Below are 20,021 nucleotides of genomic sequence, written 5' to 3' on the forward strand. Positions count from 1 at the left end.
TCGCACATCCTGCCTCAGGAGTAACTGGCCTTGGGCACGAAGATCTCACCGCCGTTGTCGAACTTCAGGCGCATGCCGCCGTCGGTGGTCTCGCGCTCCGGGTCGTGATCCCAGCCGCCCGGCACCGTCACCACATGACCGCGGTCGGGCGACGGGCCCAGCCAGATCTCGTAGTAGGTGCCGCCGACGAGCCGTTCGACCTTCTTCACGTACACGCCGGGTGCCGTGGACGTCGGATCGACGCTGATCACGGTGGTGCGGTCAGGCACGAACATCAGCACGCCCGCCACCGCGGTGAGGCCGGTGCCCATCACCACGCCGAGCAGGAACAGCAGCATCTTCACCAGGCAGCCGGAGACCTTCGTCGCCATCACACCATCCTCGGGTAAGCGCGGTCGTACGCTCGGAGAATGCCCGACGACATGACCTTGCCGGGAAACCTGGTACCCACCGCGCCGTCCGCTCAACCGGCGCAGCCCCGCGACGCCGTCACCGTGGTGCTCCTGCGGGACGGTGCCGACGGCGTAGAAGCCTTCCTGCTGCGCCGCGTGAAGGGCATGGCGTTCGCGGGCGGCATGACCGTCTTCCCCGGCGGCGGCGTGGACCAGCGCGACGCCGACACCTCCGTCGCCTGGGCCGGTCCGTCACCGGAGTGGTGGGGCTCGATCTTCGGCGTCGACCCCGCCACGGCCCGTGCGTTCGTCTGCGCGGCCGTCCGGGAGACGTTCGAGGAGTCGGGTGTCCTGCTGGCAGGGCCCGCCCCGGACTCGGTCGTCGCCGACACCTCCGCCTACGCCACCGCACGCAGGCAGCTGGTCGACCGCGAGATCTCCCTGGCCCAGTTCCTCGCGAACGAGGGCCTGGTGCTGCGAGCGGACCTCCTGCGCCCGTGGGCCAACTGGGTCACCCCGCTCGAGGAGCCCCGCCGCTACGACACCCGCTTCTTCGTGGCCGCCCTGCCGGAGGGCCAGCGGGCCGACGGCGAGACCACCGAAGCCTCCGACGCGTCCTGGCAAAGCCCGGCAGAAGCCGTCCAGGACGCCCAGGAGGGCCGCCGCATGCTCATGCCGCCCACCTGGCGCACCCTCGACGAGATCGGCGCGCTCGGCACCGTCGAGAAGGTCATGGCGGAGGAACGCAGCGTCGAGAAGATCATCCCCAAGCTGATCCGCGACGGCGACACGATCCGGGTGGTGTTCCAGTGAGCGGCTCCCCGCTGATCGGCGCCCGCGCCGCCCACCCGCTCTACGGCGAACTGCGCCAGGTCACACCGCACGCCGCCGTGCTGCTGGCCGACAACCCGTCGCCGATGACGCTCGACGGCACCAACACGTGGCTCCTGAAGGCCCCGGACGCCTCGTCGTACGTCGTGATCGACCCCGGTCCGCTCGACGAGGCCCACCTGAAGCGCATCGCGTCGTACGGGCCGATCGCCGAGATCCTGCTGACGCACGGCCACCCCGACCACTCCGAGGGTGCCCGCACGTTCGCCGAACTGGTCAACGCCCCGGTGCGCGCGTTGGACCCGACGTTCACCTACGGCTCAGAGGGCCTCGTGGACGGCGACGTGATCACCAGCGCCGGACTGGAACTCCGCGTGCTGGGCACTCCCGGCCACACCAGCGACTCGCTGTGCTTCGTGATCGACGGCGAGGCGGTGCTGACGGGCGACACGGTCCTGGGCCGCGGCACGACGATCGTGGCCCACCCCGACGGCAAGCTCGGCGACTACTTCGAGTCCCTCGAGCTGCTGGCCGAACTGCCGGAGCACACCGCGGTGCTGCCGGGCCACGGACCTGAGCTCGCCGACGCCGGCGACGCCGCACGCGCTTATCTCGCGCACCGCACCCAGCGCCTGGAACAGGTCAGGAGCGCCGTGGAGGCACTCGGCGGCACGCCGACCCCGCGACAGGTCGTCGAGGTCGTCTACGCGGAAGTCGACAGGGTGCTGTGGCCCGCGGCGGAGTGGTCCGTGCGGGCCCAGCTGGAGTACCTGCGCAGCGGCTACTGAGGCTGGTGCCCGTTGTTCGCCGCGCCGAACGCCGACTGACGCGCCGATGACCGGTCGATCTGCCAACGGCCGCTGTCGGTCGTCTTCGCCCCGGTCTGCTCCCGCTGCGCGAGCTCCTCGTGCAGCTGCTGCAGCAGGGCCCGCTCCCGTTCGCTCAGGTTCGCGTCCACGGAGGACGGCTCCGGCGACTCGGCGAGGGCGGCCTGCAGGGCTGCCAGCTCGTCCGGCTTCAGCTCCGTGGTCACCTCGGCCCTGTTGATCGGCGTGGGCTCGGGCAGGGCCTCGATCTCCGGTTCGGCGGGAGCCATCGAGATCCGCTTCACGGGCTTCGGCGGGAACGGCTGCGAGCCCTCCAAGGCCGTCGTGTTGTTCGTGCGCGTGCGACGTGAGCCGGTCTCTTCCACAGGCTCCGGCGCCGGTGTCGGCTCGGCCACCGGCGCCGGAGCGGGAAGTTCTTCTGACTGGTCGAACCAGGCCGCGGCCGGCTCCTGGGCCATCGCCGGAGCGGACGGCTGCGGTGCCATCGGTGAGCCGGAGATCGGCACCGGGCGCGAGGCCGTCGTCGCGGAGGCGTGGTAGTCGCTGAGCTGCGTGCCGACGGTCAGGACCTCCACCGAGGCCCGGACGCCCGCCTTGCGCAGCACCGTGTCGACCCGGTACGCGGTCGCGGGCGCGAAGCCCTGCGGGCCGATGTCCACCAGCACGATCCGCTGTGGCAGCGGGCCGGGCGTCGAACCCGCCGGGGAGGAACGCCAGACGCAGCGCACCGCGCGGACGTCCGACAGCACGGACACCGCGCGGGTCAGCACGCCGGCCAGGTCGGCGACCGGGTCGCTCTCGGCGGTGAAGCGGTGACGCACGAACGGCAGCACCTCGACGACCGGCAGGCGGTCGGTCAGGGACGCGTCGGAGTGCACCTCGTGCAGCGCCCACGTGAGGGCCGCTCTCTCATCCGGCAGCACCGGGATGCTGCCTGCGAGAAGAGTGCCGACGAGCAGCTCGACCGCCCGGTCCAGCTCCCCGACCGCGAGGAACTCGCGTGCCTGTGACAGGGCGTCGTCGTCGACGCGCCCGGCCATCGACAGCAGGAGATCGTGGAGACGGACCGGCAGGCCGACACCGTCGTTCGTCACGTCAGTTCTCCTTAGCTGAGCACCAGGTGCTCCTCGGACTCGGCGCCGGCGCACACCAGCTCCGATGCCGCCAACGCCGCCCGGTGGTAGGGCGGAAGGTCCAGACCGGACGGCACGACCTCGACGCACGGGTCGTGTTCGCCCAACGCCCGCAGAACGCGCTGCAACTCGCCGGTCAGCCGGGCGTGGCCGGTGGTGGCGGCGACCAGCAGGACGCGGTTGACCCCGGAGGGACCGATGCGCCAGCAGGAGCGAACCTCACCGACCCCGTGCCGGCCTCGTAGCGTGGCACCGAGCACAACGGTCGCGGAATCCCCCATCGGCACCCGATCGGGTGACTCCGGGGAAAAGGTGTAGTCGGTGGGTGGCAGTTCGTCCAGCCCTTTGACCGAACTGACAGCACCTGGTTCGGCCCCATAGGGCACCAGCGCGTCCTGCAAAAGGCGGAGTTCGTGCTCGGTCAGAGGAATGCGCCCGTGCAGCAGCGTGCGCGGCAACGACCGCGCTAGCACCGCATATGCGTCAGAAGCCGCCCAGTCCCGGTACCGCCAGAGCAGGTCGTCCGGGAGGCGTCCGGCAAGCCGCAGCAGCAGTTCGTGGCACGTGTCCGACATGTCACACCTCGACGATCAGTTCGATCTCCACCGGAGCGCCGATCGGCAGCTCGGCCACCCCCACGGCCGACCGGGCGTGCTTGCCCGCGTCGCCGAAGATCTCCCCGAGCAGCTCGGAGGCACCGTTCACGACACCAGGCTGACCCGTGAAGCCCTCGGCAGAGGCCACGAAGCCAACAACCTTCACGATTCGCTTGATCGAGTCAACGCCGACGAGGTCGTGCACCGCCGCGAGCGCGTTGAGGATGCAGGTCCTGGCGTAGGCCTTCGCCTCCTCCGGCGAGACGTCCGCGCCAACCTTGCCGGTGGCGGGCAGCTTGCCGTCGACGAACGGCAGCTGGCCGGAGGTGAAGACGTGCGAGCCGGACTGGGTCGCGGGCACGTAGGCGGCGAGCGGGGCGGCGACGCCGGGCAGCTCGATGCCGAGCTCCTTCAGGCGGGCGCTCCAGGTCATCCCTTCACCCGCTTCAGGTACGCGACGTGCTGCTCGCCGGTCGGGTTCGTCAGCACGGTGACCAACTCCCAGCCGTCGTCGCCCCACTGGTCGAGGATCTGCTTCGTGGCGTGGATCAACAACGGCACGGTCGCGTACTCCCACTTCGTCATGCGCCGAGCCTAACGCGCCACCCGAACGACGCCTGCGTGGTTCTCGTCCTTCGAGCTACCTTGATCACATGGAGACCTGGCGGATCATCGCTACCAGCCTGTTCGGTGTGGGCGGACTGGTGATGGTTCTCGTCGCCATGGCGCAGGTGCGTGATCGCAAGCACAGTCAGCGCGCGGACGTCGTTCGCGCGGGGCTGATCGGGCTCGTGGTCGTGGTCGTGATCACGGTCAGCATCGCGTTGTGGCTGCCGTCGGTCGTCGCGTGGGCGCTGGTCGCCGCAACCGCGATGGCCGTTTTCTTCCTCACCATGATGGATTGACCGACAGGTCCACGTCTCAACTGATTCACACCTAGTCTGGACGTGTGACGTCGTGGACCGAGGAGCTGACCCGAGCCCGCCTGCACGTGGTCTCCGGCAAGGGCGGCACCGGGAAGACCACGATCGCCGCCGCGCTGGCCCTCGCGCTGGCCACCGGCGGCCGCCGGGTGCTGCTGATCGAGGTCGAGGGCCGGCAGGGCATCGCCCAGCTCTTCGACCGCGCCCCGCTGCCCTACGCGGAGGAACGGATCGCGTCCGCCCCCGGCGGCGGTGAGGTGCACGCGCTCGCGATCGACGCCGAGGCCGCGCTGCTGGAGTACCTCGCGATGTTCTACAACCTCGGCTTCGCGGGACGGACGCTGCGCAAGATGGGCGCCATCGAGTTCGCCACCACGCTCGCGCCCGGCCTGCGGGACGTCCTGCTGACCGGCAAGGTCAAGGAGTGCGTGAACCGCACCGGCAAGGACGGCCGCCACGTCTACGACGCGGTGGTGCTGGACGCGCCGCCGACCGGGCGCGTGGTCAAGTTCCTGGACGTCACCAAGGCCATGGCCGATCTCGCCAAGGTCGGGCCGATCAAGGGACAGAGCGAGGGAGTGGTGCGCCTGCTGCACTCCGGCGACACGGCGGTGCACCTGGTGGCGCTGCTGGAGGAGATGCCGGTGCGCGAGACGCTGGACGCCGTCGCCGAACTGGACGGCGCCGACCTGCGACCAGGCGCGGTCCTGGTCAACCGGGTTCACCCGGCACGACTGCCGGTCCGTTCCGTCCAGGTCGCCGCCGAGGGCAGGGTCGACGCGGCACGGGTGCGCACCGGGCTCGTCTCCGCCGGTCTGGATCTCGACGAGTTCACGCTCGAGGGTTTGGTCGACGAGACGGTGGAGCACGCCATCCGGGTGCAGTCGCAACAGGAGGCGATGGAGCTGCTCAGCCACTCGGACCTGCCGACGTTCGAGCTGCCGGAGCTGACGGACGGGGTGGACGTGGCCGCGCTGTACGAGCTGGCCGAGGTGCTGGTCGCGGCAGGTGTGCGGTGACGGAGAAGCTCGAGTTCGATCCACTGCTGGACGACCCGGCGACGCGGGTGCTGGTCTGCTGCGGTTCCGGCGGCGTCGGCAAGACGACGACCGCGGCGGCGCTGGCGTTGCGCGCGGCCGAACGCGGCCGACGCGTCGTCGTGCTGACCATCGACCCGGCCCGCCGCCTCGCGCAGTCGCTGGGCCTGCGGGAACTGGACAACCATCCGCGCGAGGTCGTCGTCGAGGGCTTCGAGCCCAAGGGCGAGCTGTTCGCGATGATGCTCGACATGCGTCGCACGTTCGACGACATGGTGCTGACCCACGCGGGCCGCGACCGGGCCGACCAGATCCTGTCGAACCCCTTCTACCAGACCATTTCCTCGTCGTTCTCCGGCACGCAGGAGTACATGGCGATGGAGAAGCTCGGCCAGCTGGTGGCGCAGGACGAGTGGGACCTGATCATCGTCGACACCCCGCCGAGCCGCAGCGCCCTGGACTTCCTGGACGCGCCGCAGCGGTTGTCGACGGTGCTCGACGGCAAGTTCATCCGCATGCTCTCGGCACCGGCGCGTGCGAGCGGGCGTGGCCTGCTCAAGATCGTCGGAACCGGTTTCAGCCTTTTCACGCGTGCGGTGTCCACGATCGTCGGCGGCCAGCTGCTGCAGGACGCCTCGACGTTCGTGCAGGCGTTCGACAGCATGTTCGGCGGATTCCGCGAACGCGCGCAGCGCACGTACGAACTGCTCCGTTCACCGGGCACCGGATTCGTGGTGGTCGCGGCGGCGGAACCGGACGCGTTGCGCGAGGCGAGCTATTTCGTCGAGCGGCTCAGTGCCGAGAACATGCCGTTGTGCGGGCTCGTCGCGAACAGGACGCATCCCGTCATCGCGACGGACCTGCCCGCGGCGAAGGCGCTCGCCGCAGCGGACGACCTGGACCGCTCCGGTGAGGCGCCGCTCGCCGCGGCAGTTCTCCGGCTGCATGCGGACCGGGCAGCAGTCGCCGATCGGGAAAAGCGGCTGCTGGCCCGGTTCACACGTGCTCACCCCGGTGTTTCGCTGGTCGGCGTGCCCGCGCTACCCGCTGACGTGCACGACCTCGACGGCCTTCGGGAGATAGGTCGCCGACTCGCCGGGGAGTAGTGCCCCTAGCCGACCCTCGTGTCCTCGAGGTGCTCCTGCCGTGCGTTGTCGAGCAACTCGAACCACGAGTCGACGTCCGGACGGCGGCGCAGCAGAGCACGGCGTTCGCGCTCGGTCATGCCTCCCCAGACCCCGAACTCGATCCTGTTGTCCAGCGCTTCGGCCAGGCATTCCATGCGCACCGGGCATCCCAGGCACACGAGCTTCGCCTTGCGCTGCTCCGCACCGCGGACGAAGAGCTGGTCCGGCTCCTCATCACGGCACGAAGCGTTGATACGCCAATCCCCCTGGTTCATATCCCCCACTCCTCAGTGCTGTCCAAATGTGGAAAATCCGCCACACCCCTGCCACGGATGCCGTAGCGTTCGAGCTACGGCTGCATTCCTTGGACGTTGACGGACTGTAGTGCCGTTCGGTTCCACGTCCAACCCTGGGTCACCCGACTGTTACCTGTCTTGCGTATCTCTACTCATGCTGAGTAACGACCCTTACTGATCACAGTCACCCGTTCGTGTACGGCGTACGCTGACCTGCGTGCGAGTCAGGAATGGCGTGCTCAAGATGCTCGGCCTGTGCCTGCTGGCTGGGGTTCTCCTCGCCGGCATGCTGTTCCCAGTCGTGGGCGCGACGGGCCTCGTGTCCAACCGCGCGAGCGACACCGTGGACAGCATCTCGGCCGACCTCGTGACCACGGATCCGCCGTTGATCACCACGGTCACGGACAAGGACGGGCAGCCGATCGCCTACCTGTTCGACCAGTACAGGGTCTTGACCCCGCCGGAGAAGATCTCGCCGACGATGAAGGCGGCGCTGATCTCGGTCGAGGACCGCCGGTTCTACGAACACCAGGGCGTGGACTGGAAGGGCACCATCCGCGCCGGCCTGACGAACCAGGTCAGCGGCGCGGTGACGCAGGGCGCGTCCACGCTGACCCAGCAGTACGTCAAGAACTACCTGGTCCACGTCGTCGCCAGGAACAACAAGCTGGAGCAGGCCAAGGCCCAGGAGCAGACCATCGCGCGCAAGATGCGCGAGGCCCGGATCTCGTTGCAGCTGGAGCGAAAGCTCGGCAAGGAGGAGATCCTCGCCAGGTACCTGAACGTCGTTCCTTTCGGGTCCACCATTTACGGCATCGCGGCGGCGGCGCAGGCTTACTTCAACACCACGCCGGACAAGTTGACGGTTCCACAAGCCGCGATGCTCGCCGGAATGGTGAACAGCCCGTCAGCGCTCGACCCCGAGGCGTATCCGGACAAAGCGCTGCAGCGACGTAATCAAGTGATCGACAGGATGGTCGAGAACGACAAGCTCTCGCGCGATGCCGGTGAGGCCGCGAAGAAGGAAGGCCTCGGACTCGCGAACCCGGTTCGCACACCACCGAACGGTTGTGTCGGCGCCGGTCCGGAAAACGGTTTCTTCTGTTCGTACGTGGTGAACTACTTGCAGCGCGCGGGTTTCAGCGAAGAGCAGCTGCGCACCGGCGGCTACACCATTCAGACCACTTTGGACCGTTCGGTCACGTCGCAGGCGAAGGCGGCGGCCGAGGCGGGCGTGGCCAAGACCACCGACGGCATCGCGAACACGATGGCGATCGTCAAGCCGGGCAAGGAACGCCACGAGGTGCTCGCGTTGGTCGCGAACCGCGACTACGGCCTGAAGGCCGACCAGCGCCAGACGACGTACGACCTGCCGAGCGGCGTGGAGAACAAGTTCGGCGCGGGCTCCGTCTACAAGGTCTTCGCCGCCGCCGCCGCGATGGAGAAGGGCCTGGGGATCGAGAACGTCATCCCGACGCCGAGCTCGCACACGTCGCGGGTCTTCAAGGGTGGCGCCCAGCGCTGCCCGAGCACCGGTGAGCCCGGTACGCGCTGGTACTGCCTGAACAACTTCGACAACAGCTACCCGTCGTCGATGACGCTGCAGCAGGCCCTGCAGACCTCACCGAACACCGGTTTCGTGATCCTGGAAGAGCAGACGGGCATGGACGCGGTCGTCGACATGGCCTCGCGGCTCGGCATGCGCGAGACGATGGCGACCAACCTGCAGGGCATCCGTCCCGACCCGAAGGCCAAGGACAAGCAGAACCGGATCTCGCAGACCGAGTTTTTCAAGCAGAACGGCGGCAACGCGTCGTTCACGCTGTCCCCCGCGCCGGTGTCCACTCTGGAGCTCGCAAACGTGGCCGCCACCATCGTGAGCGGCGGCAAGTGGTGCCCGCCCACGCCGATCGGCAAGGTGCTGGACCGCAACGGCAAGGGCGTCCCGGTGAACGAGGCGCCGTGCGAGCAGGTCGTGGCGGAGGGGCTCGCGAACGGCCTGGCCGCCGGCATGAGCAAGGACGACCAGGACCGCGGCACCGCGGCGGCTGCCGCCCGCGCGGTCAAGTGGAACCGGCCCATGATCGGCAAGACGGGCACCACCGAGGAGTACAAGTCGGCGGCGTTCATCGGCGCGACCCCGGACTTCGCGGGCGCGGTGCAGACGTTCAACGACGGCACCACGCCACGCCCGATCTGCGTGGGCGGCGCACCGCGGTTGTGCGGCAACGGCAACATCTTCGGCGGCACGATCCCCGCCAGGACGTGGTTCGAGACGATGACGAAGCTGCACGCGCCGTTGCCGGTGTCGCAGCTGCCGCCGGTCGAGCAGCGGTACCTCAAGGGCGGCAAGGAGATCCAGATCCCCGACGTGGTGGGCCGTCAGGTCAACGACGCGGTGCGGATCCTGGAGCAGGCCGGCTACAAGGTGAGCCAGCAGACGGTCAACTCCGACCAGCCGAAGGGGACGGTCGTGAGCCAGTCGCCGCGCGGCAACGCGTTGCGCGGCACGGTCGTCACGCTGTCGGTGAGCTCTGGTTACGTGCCGCCGCCGGTGCCGAGCGAGACGCCGGGCAGCAACCCGAACGAACCGGGCAATCCCGGCAACCCGAACGAGCCACCACCGATCACGCTGCCGACCGAACCACCCGGCGTGCCCAGGAGGTAGGCCCTGGGCCGTGTTGCCAAAGGACTGAGCCGTGCCCGACCGACCTGAGATCGTCTGCATCTGCGGCTCTACCCGGTTCGTGGACGAGATGCGTGCGGCGAACCGTGATCTGACCTTCGCAGGTGTCATCGTCGTCGCGCCGGGCGTCTTCACACGCGCCGAGGATCATGAAGCAGACGAGTTGATCACCAACGAGCAGAAGACCGCGCTGCACACCCTTCACCCGCGCAAGATCGACCTCGCTGACCGGGTTCTGGTCGTCAACCCCGGCGGGTACATCGGCGAGTCCACGAGCAGGGAGATCGCATATGCCCGCGCCACCGGCAAGCCGATCTCGTTCACCGATCCCGTCTGACCAGTAGACGCTTCGCGGTGCTCGCGGGCAACGAGTCTCCTAGCGGCGTTCGGCGAGCACCTGCTTGAGCTGCTGGACGCTCGTGTCGATGTGCGCGCGGATCTCGGCGACCGCCCGATCGCGATCGCCCGCGAGGAAGGCGTCGAGGATGCGCCTGTGGTCGGCGACGACCTCGTCCGGTGTCTCCGACTTCGTGAGCACCGTGAGGTAGAAGCGCAACTCCTTGGTCATCGCGGCGAAGAAGTCGTCGAGCCGGGTGCTGTCCAGCACCGCCACGATCGCCTGGTGGAAGGCCAGGTCGCGGTCGACGATCGCAGGGAGGTCGCCGGTCTGCGCCGCGTCCACCAGGTCGTCGAACGCGCGGGTGATCGCGTCGAGCTGCGCGGGGCTCGGGGTCCGGGCGGCCGCGGCCGTTTCCAGGCGTTCGCGGGCGGTGTAGAGGGCCTCGACGTTCTCCGGCGTCGGGGCGATGACGACGGCGCCGCGGTTGACCTCGTACCGAACCAGCCCGGTGAGCTCGAGGATCCGCACGGCCTCGCGGATGGTGTTCCGCGCGACCCCCAGCTCGGCGGCGATGGCGCTCTCCCTGAGCCTGTCACCAGGGCCGAAGGCGCCGGCCATGATCCGTTCGGAGAGGCCGTCGGCCAACTGCTGGGCCGTGGTCGTGCGGCGCACTTCGAGGCCGTCGAGGGCTGACATGTGGCCAGTTTAACCGGTTGCCCTACAGTTCAACTGTACTACAGTTCTCTTCATGGACCTGACGAAGTTCCGGGCACTCAGCTTCGACTGCTACGGCACGCTCATCGACTGGGAGACCGGTATCGCCGCGGTGCTCACACCGTGGGCGCGCGAACAGGGGCTCGACCTCTCCGACGAGGAACTGCTGCTGGCCTACGGCGATCAGGAGGCGGCCGTCGAGGCGGCGACACCGGCCGCGCTGTACCCGGACGTGCTGGCAACCGCATTCCGCCGGACGGGAGAGGCGCTCGGGCGCGAGGTGAGCGACGAGTGGGCACAGCGGCTCGGCTCGTCGGTGCCGGACTGGCCGGCGTTCCCCGACTCCGCCGATGCGCTGGCGCGACTGGCTTCCCACTACCAGCTGATCATTCTGTCCAATGTGCACCGCGCCGGGTTCGCCGGCAGCAACCGGCACCTGCGCGGGGACTTCTCGGCGATCATCACCGCGGAGGACGTCGGCGCGTACAAGCCGGCCGAGAACCACTTCCGGGCGCTGGACGCGAAGCTCGAAGAGCTGGGAGTGGACCGTTCGGAGCTGCTGCACGTGGCGCAGAGCCTGTTCCACGACCACGTTCCGGCCAAGCGGGAGGGACTGCCGTCGGTGTGGATCAACCGGCGGCACGACAAGCCGGGCTGGGGCGCGACGCCGCAGCCGTCCGGCGAGTTCAGCTACGGCCTGGAGTTCAGCTCGATGGGCGAGTTCGCGGACGCGGTGGACAAGGCGTTCTGAAGTTGGCGTGCCGCAGCGGGTCACCCGCTGCGGCACGTCGTGTCAGGAGGTCAGCCTGGCCTTCACCGCGGCGGCGACACGACCGCCTTCGGCACGTCCGGCGACCTCGGCGTTGACGGCCTTCATGACCTGGCCCATCTGCTTCGGCCCCGGCGCCTCACCGAGCTGCGCGGCAACGGCGTCGACCGCCTTGTCCACAATGGAAGCGAGTTCGGCGTCGTCGAGCTGGGCGGGAAGGTAGGCCTCCAGCACGGCGAGCTCCTTGCGCTCCAGCTCCGCCTGCTCGGTGCGACCAGCGCCGGCGAACGCCTCGGCGGCCTCCTTGCGCTTCTTCGCCTCGCGCGTGAGGACCTTCACGACCTCGTCGTCACTGAGCTCGCGAGCCTGCTTGCCCGAGACCTCTTCGTTGGTGACCGCCGTGAGCGCCATGCGCAACGCACCGGCCGTGACGTTCTCCCTGGCCTTCATGGCCGCAGTCAGGTCGTTCTGCAGCCGCGTCTTCAACTCCGCCATGGCGCAGAACGGTACAGCCCACCGGATGCCGCGCCGATCGAGTTAACCGCCTTCCGTACCCTTGACACGTGAACAAGCTCGGCCGCGCCCTCCTCGCCACGACCGCACTCGGCACCGCGACCATCGCGTACGCGGCGGGAATCGAGAGAAGGCACTGGACCCTGCGCACCGCCACCGTGCCGGTGCTGTCGCCGGGCGCGCGCCCGATTCGTGTGCTGCACATCTCGGACCTGCACATGACGCCCAACCAGGTGTCGAAGCAGCGCTGGGTAGCGGCCCTGAACGACCTGAACCCCGACCTGGTCGTCAACACGGGCGACAACCTCGCGCACAAGGACGCCGTCCCCGCGGTGCTGCGCGCGCTCGGCCCGTTGCTCGACCGTCCAGGCGTGTTCGTGTTCGGCAGCAACGACTACTACGCCCCGAAGCTCAAGAACCCGGTGCGCTACCTCCTGCCGTCCTCCAAGACCAAGCGCATCCACGGCGTGACGCTGCCGTGGCGCGACCTCCGCGCCGGCATGATCGAGCGCGGCTGGGTCGACCTGACCCACGTCCGCCGGACGATTGAGGTGGGCGGCCAGACGATCTTCGCCGCCGGCCTCGACGACCCGCACCTGAAGCGCGACCGGTACGCGGACATCGCAGGCACGCCAGACCCGCGCGCCGCACTGCGCCTCGGCGTCACACACTCCCCCGAACCGCGCGTTCTGGACCCCTTCGCGGCTGACGGCTACGACTTCGTGATGGCCGGGCACACCCATGGCGGACAGCTGCGCGTGCCGTTCTACGGCGCATTGGTGACCAACTGCGAACTGGACCGCGGTCGCGCTCGTGGTGTGTCGCGGTGGGGTTCGCACATGTGGATGAACGTGTCCGCCGGGATGGGCACTTCGCCGTATGCGCCGGTGCGGTTCTGCTGCCCTCCGGAGGCTTCCCTGCTGACCCTGGTTCCTCGGCCTGTTACGCCTGGTCAGGGCCGGAATGAGGGGGTCCGTTTCGGAGCTGGGGCGGACATGATGTAGAGTTCTACTCGTTCCCAGCCGGGGTGTGGCGCAGCTTGGTAGCGCGCTTCGTTCGGGACGAAGAGGTCGCAGGTTCAAATCCTGTCACCCCGATTAAAAATCGGGCCGATTCCATGTTGCAGTGGAATCGGCCCGATTTTTGTTTTCCGGCAAAGGCCATGGATCGTCCAGGAAAGCCACCCAATCGTGTGACGCGGCTCGACACGGGCGACGGCGGAGGTCACCGTGTCTACATGACGCAGTGCCACCGTTCCGCACCAAACAATACGGAACGCGCACGTTGCGTTAAGCCTTCCGAGTGAAGGTTGACGGTTCAACTCACGGTGCGTAACGGGCATCTAGATCCAGACGACGAAGGCTGTGGTTCGGCAGTCGTTGAAAGTCGGGAGAAGCAAGTGATGGACTCCGCCGCCGCTAAACCCATCCACAGGTCGTGGATCGTCCTCGCAGCCAAGGCCGTTGTGGTGCTGCAGTCGCTTGCGATCGTCTACATGCTGACGTCGGCCTGGGTGACGGCCGCGGTGGCCGCCGGCTTCATCGTGGTCCTGGCCGCGGTCAAGGCGTTGTCGCGCGCCTCGCAGCAGGCTGACCGGATCTTCGAGGAAGAGCTCCGCTGAGACTTTACGATCGGACGCATGATCACTCGTGTGTCCGAAGCGCTCGTGAAAGCAGGGCGTGAGCAGGAGTTCGTCGAGCGGGTCCGGGATCTCGTCGAGACGTTCCCCGAGACCTACGAAGGCCTTCTCGCGCACCAGGTGCTGGTCGACCTGGGGGACCCGCAGAAGGTGCAGTACGTGAGCCGGTGGCGGGACGAGCAAGCGCTCGAGGGCTACGCGGGAGCCAACTGGCGCACCGATCCGGTGACCTTTCCGGATGAGGACGAGTACCTGCGGCAGCCGCTCAAGCTGCGGCACTTCCGGGACGTCAGCTGAAGAAGCCCCGTGCGGGCAGGCCCTCGGGGAAGCGTTCCAGCGCAACGCCTGCCGCCAGGGCCAGTGACTCCAGGGCCTCGGTCTCCGCGGGGGTCGCGGTGTGCGGAACGGCCCAGTAGCAGCCGATCGCGCCGATCGGTTCGGGGCGCAGGATCGGAGCCATCAGCAGACTGCGCACGAAGGTCGGCCGGTAGGCCTCCTGCGGAATCCTCGGATCGAAGCGGATGTCCCTGATCGCCACGGTTTGGCGGTTCATCATCGCCCAGCCGCTGATGCAGGTCGTCACGGGGAAGCGCTGGCCCTTCCACAGCGGACTCATCGAGTCCTCGTCCGCGTAGTAACAGAGATCGCCGTCCAGCAGCACCAGCGTGGCGCCGTGGGCTGCCAGTGAGGAACGGGCCGCGGTGCGCACGATCCGGTGGACTTCCTCCAGCGTGGCAGCCTCGGCCAGGCGATCCATCGCTTCGGCCATGCATCAACGTTAACTCTCGCGAGGCTGCAGGCCTAGGTGTTCCGGTGCGGGTGGAAATCCGGAGGTCGGCTTCAGCGTGAACACGTGCGACGACGGGCCGTGGGTGCGCAGGTGCACCAGCCGTTCCTCGGCTTCCGCGACGGACGGGCGGTGGCCGGCGGGTACCCACCACAGCGCGGTCATCGCCTCGACGGGGTGGTGGAACCACTGGCGCCGGCCGCGCAGGATCGCGCGGTGGGCGTCGCCGTAGACGAAGGCGAGCAACGCCTCGGGCGACTCCCACACGGACATGTTCACGATCAGCCAGTCGTCGTCGAAGACGCGGATCGCCGTCGCGTCGCCCGCCTCGCCCTGCAGCCGCCAGCGGAAGCCCGGTGCGGCGTCCGCGACCGCGTTCACCGGGTCGAGGGCGTCGACGAACTCCTTGAGCTGCGGGCTGTCCAGCGGCGCCAGCAGTCGTGAGATGTTGACCTGGGCCAGCTCGAAGGCGCTCATCGGCGGTTCCCCGGCGCGTGGCCCTGCGCCAGCGACAGCTGGTGCTTCGCCACGATCCACTGCTTGCCGGCAGGCCGCGACGCCAGGACCAGGCTGAGGATGCACACCGCCAGCAGCACGGCCGACGCCATGGACGGCACGAGCTCGGCGACGCCTCTGCTGACCGAGCGGAACAGCGCCGCCGCGAGCACCAGGCCGGTGAAGACGCCCGCCAGCTGCGAGGTGACCGTGTTCGGGAAGTACGGGTGGTTGATCGACAACGCGCCCAGGGCGTTGAGCACACCGACTCCGGCGACGACGGCCGCGAGCACGATGCCGACGACCAGCGTGGCGCCGGACATCAGGAAGCTCATGATCACGAACGCGGCGATGACCAGCATTCCGACGGCGAGGATCCAGTTCAGGAGCGCCAGGAGCACGAGCGGCGCCGGCTTCGGCGGCAGGTAGCCCGGCCAGGGCTGCTGGTGCGGATGCCCCTGCTGCGGATACGGCTGTTGGTACTTCGGCCGCGCAGGTGGCGGCGCTCCCCACTGTGGTGGTGTTGTCATCTCAAGTCCCCCTAGTACTGCCACTGACTCTAGTGTTGAGACGTGACGACGCACCCTGCTCCGAATGTTCCGGACCAGCTTTTCGACGATCCGGCCGCCGAGGCCCGGTGGCGCGAGCGGTTCACCGCTCCCCGGATGAGCCTGCCCAGCTGGGCCGACGACGCACCGGACCGCACGCTGTACGTCTCCAACGCGAGCGGCGTGTGGGAGATCTACGCGTGGGACCGCGCGACGGACGAGCACCGCAAGGTCACGGACCGCCCGAACGGTACGTCGCACGGCACGCTGAACCCGGACGGCACCGAGATCTGGTGGTTCGACGACCACGACGGCGACGAGTTCGGCGTCTGGGTGCGCGAGCCGTTCGTCGCGGACGGCAGCAAGGCCGAGCCCGCCATCGCGGACGTCCACGCGGGCTACCCCGCAGGGCTGGAGATCGGCAGGGACGTCGTGGCGGTCGCGGCCTCGACCGACGACGGCACGACGGTCTGGTTGTCCCGCGACGGGAACACCGAGGTGATCTACCAGCACGTCAACGACGCCGGCGTGACCGCCATGTCGAAGGACGAGTCGCTGGTCGTGATCGCGCACTCCGAGCACGGCGACAACCGGCACATGGCCCTGCGCGCGCTCAACTCCGCGAACGGCGAGACGGTGGCCGAGAAGTGGGACGGCAAGGGCCTCGGCCTGGACGCCGTCTCGTTCAGCCCCGTGCGCGGCGACCAGCGGCTGCTGGTGCTGCACGAGCGCCGCGGCCGCGAGGAGCTGCTGATCTGGGACGTCGCCGCCGACACCGAGCAGGAGATCGTGCTCGACCTGCCGGGTGAGGTCGCCGCCGACTGGTACCCGGACGCGTCCGCGTTGCTGATCGTGCACACCCACCACGCCCGCAACACCGTGCACCGCTACGACCTCACGACCGGCGAACTGTCCACTCTGGACACCGCACCCGGCGTGATCGGCTCAGCGGGCGTGCGCCCGGACGGCACCGTCGAGTACTCGTGGTCGTCCGCCGAGAAGTCCACGGTGATCCGCGCGCTGGCCACCGACGGCACCGAGCGCGTGCTGGTCGAGCCGCAGGGCGCCCGCCCGGCCACCTCGGAGAAGCTCGAGGACGTCTTCGTCGGCGAGGTCCACGCGCTGGTCTCGAAGCCGGCGGGAGAGGGCCCGTTCCCGACGGTCTTCCTGATCCACGGCGGCCCGCACTCCTCCGACGAGGACCGCTTCTCCGCCTACCGCGCGGTGTGGCTCGACGCCGGGTTCGCCACCGTGCACGTGAACTACCGCGGTTCCAGCGGCTACGGGTCGAAGTGGCGTGACGCCATCGAGGGCAGGCCGGGCCTCACCGAGCTGGAGGACATCGCCGCCGTCCACGACTGGGCGATCGAGTCCGGGCTCACCGACCCGTCGAAGTCGGTCCTCAGCGGCGCCTCGTGGGGCGGCTACCTGACCCTGCTCGGCATCGGCGTCCAGCCGGAACGCTGGACCGTCGGCATCGCGGGCGTCCCGGTCGCGGACTACTTCGCCGCGTACGAGGACGAGATGGAGCCGCTGCGGGCGTTCGACCGGGCGCTGTTCGGCGGTTCGCCGGAGGAGCTGCCTGAGCTCTACAGGGAGTGCTCACCGCTCACGTACGTCGAGCAGGTCACCGCTCCGGTGCTGGTGCTCGCGGGTGAGAACGACCCGCGCTGCCCGATCCGGCAGATCGACAACTACCTCGACGCGCTCGCGGCGCGCGGTCACACTTACGAGATGTACCGCTACGACGCGGGACACGGCTCGCTGGTCGTCGCCGAGACCATGCGGCAGACCGCGGCCGAGGTGGATTTCGCGAGGCGGCACCTGGCGAAGTAGAAGACAGCTGGGGGCAGCCGGATTGCGGCAGAACGTCTGGGGTGGGTCCGGGACGCGTTGCTGGTGGCGACGTGGGCCGGACTCGCCCTGGTGGGAATGGTCGCGGTGATCGCCGGCCGGCGGCGAGGCGTTGCTCGACCTCGCCGAGCAGGCTTGGCGTGACATCGGCGGCCTGGACCGCGACGCGCATCTGCTGTTCGCGGAACGGTCGTCGGGGCTGGCGGCGAACACGGTGCTGGTGGCCGGGCCGGACGCACCGACGACGACCGGCCGGTCGTGGCGTTCGCGACCAGCCCGGCCACGACGGGTACGCCTGCACCGATCGGCTGTTCGTCCGTGCGGTGAGCTTCCCGGAGGAGAGGCCGCTGGCGGTCGGGCTTCGTCGCCGCACGCCAGGATCCTTCCGACGCTGTCCTGCCGCGGGGCGCCGGGGCGTGGAACACCACGATGTCCACCCCGCCAGTCCCACGAGTAGCCGCTGCGACCGGCTGCCGGGGCCCGCGACCCCGCGACGACACTCGCGAAGGTGTCCACGAGGGACGGCGCGGTCGCCGCCGAGTGCCGGACACCGGCAGCGGGCGACCTCGTCACCTCGTCGACCGCGATGCTCGGCGTGGTCACGGACACCAGCGGCCGGATGGAGACCACTCCCGCCGCGTGGGCCGTCTGGGGCTCGGTGAGCACCGAGAAGTCCGGTGTCCCCGGCACGCTCACCGCGGGATCGGGCGGCACGCTGCTCTTCACGGCGACCGGCCCCGGTGAGGTGGGCGATGACGACCGGCTCGTGTTCACCAGTGCGGCCCACGCCGGCGTGATGGCCGAAGTGGGCAGGCTGACCAAAGCCGACGGCGGGTGGCAGGTGGAGCGAGGAGTCGATCTGAAGCAGTACCAGCTGTCGACGGTGGCCGTCACGCCCTAACATGGTGGCGGCGCTGCCGGAGCGCCTCACCTCCTGATCGGCCACCCACGCTGGCCGGCGTCGCGGAGGCAAAGGGGATTCCTGTCCTCCCGGCACCGGTCAGTCGTGTGCGCACAACACCGGACGGGCAGAGCAGGGCGTGGGGAACGGCTCCAGCGCGTCCGCGGAAGGCACGCCATGACCGAGCAGAAGTCGTTCAAGCGCCTGGTTCGCGCCCGGATGGAGCGCACCGGCGAGTCGTACACCACCGCGCGCAGGCATGTGCTCAAGGACGCGCGTCCCACCGGGCAGATGCACGACTCGTGGCTCCTCAGGGAGATCCTCGACGACGAGTGGTCCGAGGCGATGCTGGCCGGGCTCGCGGGCGGCATCGGGTTCATGTACTTCGTGTTCGAGTACAAGGGGCACACGCCCACGATGACCATCGTGGCGCGGCACCACCCCGCGCCGTTCATCCCCACCGCGTTGCAGCACGCGAACATCGCCCACGACGTCACGACGACGTCGTCCGCACGCAAGGCCGAGCAACAGCTCAGGACCGCCGACGGGCCGGTGATCTGCATGCTGGGCAGGGAAAAGCACCCGGTCGGCGTGCTCGGCGTCGACAACGACACGGTCACCGTGCACAGCCACGGCACGCACACCCAGCCGCTCGCCGACTTCATGACCAGCTGGGGTCAGGGCAAGCACGAGATGATCAGCATCGGTGAGCGCACGGGCGAGCCGGACGTCGGAAGCGCCGTGCGGATGACGTGCGAGCACCTCACGGGACCGGTGCTGGGCAACAACTTCGACGTGAACTTCGGCTTCTCCGGCATGCGGAAGCTCGCGGAACAGTTGCGCGACAAGGGGAAGAAGGGCTGGACACAGCGCTGGGCCGACGACCCCGGATTCGTGAGGCAGCGACTGCACGACTGTCTCGAGGTCGAGTACACGGCACCGGGCGCGACCCGGCCGCTCTACGCCGATTTCCTCGACGAGGCGGGACTTCCCGGCGCACAGGACTTCCGGGAGTCAGGACGGCTCTGGTCGGAGATCGCCAGGGGTGGGGACTACGACGAACTGGCCGGGAAAGTCGACGAGGCCCGCTCCATCGAGGAGCGGGCCGTCCGCCGGCTCATGCTCTAGGCGGCTTGCGCCTGCCACATCCAGTGCGCCTGCTCCAGCTGCTGCGTGATGCCGATCAGCAGATCCTGGGTGACGAGGTCCGGCTTGTCGGTCTCGTCGATGCGGGCACGCATGCGTGAGATCAGCGACGCCAGTGAGGACGTGATCGCCGTGACGACCTGCTCCTCCCTCAGCCAGCCGGTTTCGATCTCGGGCACGCCGGACGACGCGGCGATGGTCTTCGCCGTGCCGTTCGGCGTGACGCCGAGAGCTGCCGCGCGTTCGGCGACCTGGTCGGCGGCGTTGCGCGCCATGAGGACCAGTTCGTCGAGCTGAAGGTGGACGCTGCGGAAGTTCTTGCCGATCACGTTCCAGTGCGCCTGCTTCCCGATCAGGGACAGGTCGACGAGGTCGACGAGTGTGGCCTGCAGCACTGCACCGACCGCGTCGCGGTCGCCGTCAGCAAGCGGGCTGGTGATCGGGTTCTTGGCCATGGTTGAACGCGC

Annotated in this window: 26 protein-coding genes and 1 tRNA gene; 15 read left to right on the forward strand and 12 right to left on the reverse strand. The window is 69.0% G+C overall.

Annotated elements, in window-relative coordinates; translation table 11 throughout:
• Positions 1-14: 14 nt before the first annotated feature.
• On the reverse strand, positions 15-371 hold the full coding sequence (locus tag C8D87_RS39540; protein WP_109630966.1) for a hypothetical protein: 357 nt from the start codon (positions 369-371) through the stop codon (positions 15-17).
• A gap of 39 nt (positions 372-410) precedes the next feature.
• On the opposite strand from C8D87_RS39540, the gene C8D87_RS39545 reads away from it, so the two are divergent.
• Both C8D87_RS39545 and C8D87_RS39550 read left to right on the forward strand, forming a co-directional pair.
• On the forward strand, positions 411-1,205 hold the full coding sequence (locus C8D87_RS39545; protein WP_112231223.1) for an NUDIX hydrolase: 795 nt from the start codon (positions 411-413) through the stop codon (positions 1,203-1,205).
• Positions 1,202-2,011, forward strand: coding sequence for an MBL fold metallo-hydrolase (locus C8D87_RS39550; RefSeq protein ID WP_233442503.1), 810 nt, complete (start codon positions 1,202-1,204; stop codon positions 2,009-2,011). The genes C8D87_RS39545 and C8D87_RS39550 overlap by 4 nt, the downstream gene beginning before the upstream one ends.
• On the opposite strand, the gene C8D87_RS39555 is transcribed toward C8D87_RS39550, so the two are convergent.
• The 4 genes from C8D87_RS39555 to C8D87_RS39570 are packed head-to-tail and all read right to left on the reverse strand — an operon-like array spanning position 2,005 to position 4,364.
• Positions 2,005-3,144: a hypothetical protein gene (locus C8D87_RS39555; RefSeq protein WP_112231225.1), complete on the reverse strand. Its 1,140-nt coding sequence runs from the start codon at positions 3,142-3,144 to the stop codon at positions 2,005-2,007. The genes C8D87_RS39550 and C8D87_RS39555 overlap by 7 nt on opposite strands.
• Before the next feature lie 11 nt (positions 3,145-3,155).
• Complete coding sequence (locus tag C8D87_RS39560; protein ID WP_109630956.1) at positions 3,156-3,758, reverse strand: hypothetical protein; 603 nt, start codon at positions 3,756-3,758, stop codon at positions 3,156-3,158.
• Position 3,759: 1 nt separating this feature from the next.
• The gene (locus tag C8D87_RS39565; RefSeq protein ID WP_112231227.1) at positions 3,760-4,212 is read right to left on the reverse strand and encodes a RidA family protein; all 453 of its coding nucleotides are present in this window, start codon (positions 4,210-4,212) and stop codon (positions 3,760-3,762) included.
• Entirely contained in the window at positions 4,209-4,364 is a 156-nt protein-coding gene (locus tag C8D87_RS39570; RefSeq protein ID WP_109630950.1) for a DUF4177 domain-containing protein, read from the reverse strand. Before C8D87_RS39570 ends, C8D87_RS39565 begins: the two co-directional genes overlap by 4 nt.
• A 68-nt stretch (positions 4,365-4,432) precedes the next feature.
• Here C8D87_RS39570 and C8D87_RS39575 point away from each other — a divergent pair, with 68 nt between their 5' ends.
• Genes C8D87_RS39575 through C8D87_RS39585 form a run of 3 tightly spaced genes read left to right on the forward strand, consistent with a single transcriptional unit; the run spans position 4,433 to position 6,845 of the window.
• Positions 4,433-4,684 (forward strand): hypothetical protein, encoded by a 252-nt coding sequence (locus C8D87_RS39575; protein ID WP_112231229.1) that lies wholly within the window; start codon positions 4,433-4,435, stop codon positions 4,682-4,684.
• A 44-nt stretch (positions 4,685-4,728) separates the two neighbouring features.
• A complete protein-coding gene (locus C8D87_RS39580; RefSeq protein ID WP_109630944.1) occupies positions 4,729-5,721 on the forward strand; it encodes an ArsA family ATPase in 993 nt (330 codons plus the stop codon).
• The gene (locus C8D87_RS39585) at positions 5,718-6,845 is read left to right on the forward strand and encodes an ArsA family ATPase (protein ID WP_112231231.1); all 1,128 of its coding nucleotides are present in this window, start codon (positions 5,718-5,720) and stop codon (positions 6,843-6,845) included. The genes C8D87_RS39580 and C8D87_RS39585 overlap by 4 nt, the downstream gene beginning before the upstream one ends.
• A 5-nt stretch (positions 6,846-6,850) precedes the next feature.
• Here the strand turns inward: C8D87_RS39585 and C8D87_RS39590 are convergent, their stop codons facing one another.
• Positions 6,851-7,141, reverse strand: coding sequence for a WhiB family transcriptional regulator (locus C8D87_RS39590; RefSeq protein WP_109630938.1), 291 nt, complete (start codon positions 7,139-7,141; stop codon positions 6,851-6,853).
• A gap of 238 nt (positions 7,142-7,379) precedes the next feature.
• Here C8D87_RS39590 and C8D87_RS39595 point away from each other — a divergent pair, with 238 nt between their 5' ends.
• Both C8D87_RS39595 and C8D87_RS39600 read left to right on the forward strand, forming a co-directional pair.
• Entirely contained in the window at positions 7,380-9,830 is a 2,451-nt protein-coding gene (locus tag C8D87_RS39595; RefSeq protein WP_112231233.1) for a transglycosylase domain-containing protein, read from the forward strand.
• Between the two features lie 31 nt (positions 9,831-9,861).
• Positions 9,862-10,185: a hypothetical protein gene (locus tag C8D87_RS39600; RefSeq protein WP_112231236.1), complete on the forward strand. Its 324-nt coding sequence runs from the start codon at positions 9,862-9,864 to the stop codon at positions 10,183-10,185.
• Between the two features lie 39 nt (positions 10,186-10,224).
• Here the strand turns inward: C8D87_RS39600 and C8D87_RS39605 are convergent, their stop codons facing one another.
• Positions 10,225-10,884 carry a GntR family transcriptional regulator gene (locus C8D87_RS39605; protein WP_112231238.1) on the reverse strand — a complete coding sequence of 220 codons (660 nt, stop codon included), beginning with the start codon at positions 10,882-10,884 and terminating at the stop codon, positions 10,225-10,227.
• 52 nt (positions 10,885-10,936) lie between these two features.
• On the opposite strand from C8D87_RS39605, the gene C8D87_RS39610 reads away from it, so the two are divergent.
• Positions 10,937-11,653 (forward strand): haloacid dehalogenase type II, encoded by a 717-nt coding sequence (locus C8D87_RS39610; RefSeq protein ID WP_112231240.1) that lies wholly within the window; start codon positions 10,937-10,939, stop codon positions 11,651-11,653.
• Between the two features lie 42 nt (positions 11,654-11,695).
• On the opposite strand, the gene C8D87_RS39615 is transcribed toward C8D87_RS39610, so the two are convergent.
• Positions 11,696-12,166 (reverse strand): GatB/YqeY domain-containing protein, encoded by a 471-nt coding sequence (locus tag C8D87_RS39615; RefSeq protein ID WP_109630923.1) that lies wholly within the window; start codon positions 12,164-12,166, stop codon positions 11,696-11,698.
• Between the two features lie 68 nt (positions 12,167-12,234).
• Here C8D87_RS39615 and C8D87_RS39620 point away from each other — a divergent pair, with 68 nt between their 5' ends.
• The 4 genes from C8D87_RS39620 (at position 12,235) to C8D87_RS39635 (ending at position 14,120) form a co-directional block, all read left to right on the forward strand.
• Positions 12,235-13,188 carry a metallophosphoesterase gene (locus C8D87_RS39620; protein ID WP_109630920.1) on the forward strand — a complete coding sequence of 318 codons (954 nt, stop codon included), beginning with the start codon at positions 12,235-12,237 and terminating at the stop codon, positions 13,186-13,188.
• A gap of 19 nt (positions 13,189-13,207) precedes the next feature.
• Positions 13,208-13,281 (forward strand) — tRNA-Pro (locus tag C8D87_RS39625).
• Positions 13,282-13,586: 305 nt separating this feature from the next.
• A complete protein-coding gene (locus C8D87_RS39630) occupies positions 13,587-13,805 on the forward strand; it encodes a hypothetical protein (RefSeq protein WP_112231242.1) in 219 nt (72 codons plus the stop codon).
• An 18-nt stretch (positions 13,806-13,823) separates the two neighbouring features.
• Positions 13,824-14,120 (forward strand): antibiotic biosynthesis monooxygenase family protein, encoded by a 297-nt coding sequence (locus C8D87_RS39635; protein ID WP_112231244.1) that lies wholly within the window; start codon positions 13,824-13,826, stop codon positions 14,118-14,120.
• Here the strand turns inward: C8D87_RS39635 and C8D87_RS39640 are convergent.
• Genes C8D87_RS39640 through C8D87_RS39650 form a run of 3 tightly spaced genes read right to left on the reverse strand, consistent with a single transcriptional unit; the run spans position 14,113 to position 15,635 of the window.
• Positions 14,113-14,592, reverse strand: a complete 480-nt coding sequence (locus C8D87_RS39640; RefSeq protein ID WP_109630896.1) for a GAF domain-containing protein — start codon at positions 14,590-14,592, stop codon at positions 14,113-14,115. The genes C8D87_RS39635 and C8D87_RS39640 overlap by 8 nt on opposite strands.
• A gap of 9 nt (positions 14,593-14,601) precedes the next feature.
• On the reverse strand, positions 14,602-15,087 hold the full coding sequence (locus C8D87_RS39645; RefSeq protein ID WP_112231246.1) for a DUF3291 domain-containing protein: 486 nt from the start codon (positions 15,085-15,087) through the stop codon (positions 14,602-14,604).
• Entirely contained in the window at positions 15,084-15,635 is a 552-nt protein-coding gene (locus C8D87_RS39650; RefSeq protein ID WP_146772011.1) for a hypothetical protein, read from the reverse strand. Before C8D87_RS39650 ends, C8D87_RS39645 begins: the two co-directional genes overlap by 4 nt.
• Before the next feature lie 42 nt (positions 15,636-15,677).
• Here C8D87_RS39650 and C8D87_RS39655 point away from each other — a divergent pair, with 42 nt between their 5' ends.
• From C8D87_RS39655 to C8D87_RS39665, 3 genes are all read left to right on the forward strand, one after another.
• Positions 15,678-17,489 (forward strand): S9 family peptidase, encoded by a 1,812-nt coding sequence (locus tag C8D87_RS39655; protein WP_233442504.1) that lies wholly within the window; start codon positions 15,678-15,680, stop codon positions 17,487-17,489.
• Positions 17,490-18,015: 526 nt separating this feature from the next.
• On the forward strand, positions 18,016-18,408 hold the full coding sequence (locus C8D87_RS39660; protein ID WP_112231250.1) for a hypothetical protein: 393 nt from the start codon (positions 18,016-18,018) through the stop codon (positions 18,406-18,408).
• Positions 18,409-18,585: 177 nt separating this feature from the next.
• Positions 18,586-19,536 (forward strand): DUF4872 domain-containing protein, encoded by a 951-nt coding sequence (locus C8D87_RS39665; RefSeq protein ID WP_112231395.1) that lies wholly within the window; start codon positions 18,586-18,588, stop codon positions 19,534-19,536.
• Here the strand turns inward: C8D87_RS39665 and C8D87_RS39670 are convergent.
• Positions 19,533-20,009 (reverse strand): Dps family protein, encoded by a 477-nt coding sequence (locus C8D87_RS39670; RefSeq protein WP_109630880.1) that lies wholly within the window; start codon positions 20,007-20,009, stop codon positions 19,533-19,535. The two genes, C8D87_RS39665 and C8D87_RS39670, sit on opposite strands and share 4 nt — an antisense overlap.
• Positions 20,010-20,021: the final 12 nt, after the last annotated feature.

This window comes from Lentzea atacamensis, assembly GCF_003269295.1.
GTDB lineage: Bacteria > Actinomycetota > Actinomycetes > Mycobacteriales > Pseudonocardiaceae > Lentzea > Lentzea atacamensis.

Bases quoted from the DNA above. Each gene is read 5' to 3' on its own strand.
- C8D87_RS39630 (WP_112231242.1), top strand. From the start codon at position 13,587: ATGGACTCCGCCGCCGCTAAACCCATCCACAGGTCGTGGATCGTCCTC.
- C8D87_RS39635 (WP_112231244.1), top strand. From the start codon at position 13,824: ATGATCACTCGTGTGTCCGAAGCGCTCGTGAAAGCAGGGCGTGAGCAG.
- C8D87_RS39670 (WP_109630880.1), bottom strand. From the start codon at position 20,009: ATGGCCAAGAACCCGATCACCAGCCCGCTTGCTGACGGCGACCGCGAC.
- C8D87_RS39615 (WP_109630923.1), bottom strand. From the start codon at position 12,166: ATGGCGGAGTTGAAGACGCGGCTGCAGAACGACCTGACTGCGGCCATG.
- C8D87_RS39570 (WP_109630950.1), bottom strand. From the start codon at position 4,364: ATGACGAAGTGGGAGTACGCGACCGTGCCGTTGTTGATCCACGCCACG.
- C8D87_RS39605 (WP_112231238.1), bottom strand. From the start codon at position 10,884: ATGTCAGCCCTCGACGGCCTCGAAGTGCGCCGCACGACCACGGCCCAG.
- C8D87_RS39645 (WP_112231246.1), bottom strand. From the start codon at position 15,087: ATGAGCGCCTTCGAGCTGGCCCAGGTCAACATCTCACGACTGCTGGCG.
- C8D87_RS39610 (WP_112231240.1), top strand. From the start codon at position 10,937: ATGGACCTGACGAAGTTCCGGGCACTCAGCTTCGACTGCTACGGCACG.
- C8D87_RS39560 (WP_109630956.1), bottom strand. From the start codon at position 3,758: ATGTCGGACACGTGCCACGAACTGCTGCTGCGGCTTGCCGGACGCCTC.
- C8D87_RS39540 (WP_109630966.1), bottom strand. From the start codon at position 371: ATGGCGACGAAGGTCTCCGGCTGCCTGGTGAAGATGCTGCTGTTCCTG.
- C8D87_RS39590 (WP_109630938.1), bottom strand. From the start codon at position 7,141: ATGAACCAGGGGGATTGGCGTATCAACGCTTCGTGCCGTGATGAGGAG.
- C8D87_RS39640 (WP_109630896.1), bottom strand. From the start codon at position 14,592: ATGGCCGAAGCGATGGATCGCCTGGCCGAGGCTGCCACGCTGGAGGAA.
- C8D87_RS39545 (WP_112231223.1), top strand. From the start codon at position 411: ATGCCCGACGACATGACCTTGCCGGGAAACCTGGTACCCACCGCGCCG.
- C8D87_RS39665 (WP_112231395.1), top strand. From the start codon at position 18,586: ATGACCGAGCAGAAGTCGTTCAAGCGCCTGGTTCGCGCCCGGATGGAG.
- C8D87_RS39565 (WP_112231227.1), bottom strand. From the start codon at position 4,212: ATGACCTGGAGCGCCCGCCTGAAGGAGCTCGGCATCGAGCTGCCCGGC.
- C8D87_RS39650 (WP_146772011.1), bottom strand. From the start codon at position 15,635: ATGACAACACCACCACAGTGGGGAGCGCCGCCACCTGCGCGGCCGAAG.
- C8D87_RS39575 (WP_112231229.1), top strand. From the start codon at position 4,433: ATGGAGACCTGGCGGATCATCGCTACCAGCCTGTTCGGTGTGGGCGGA.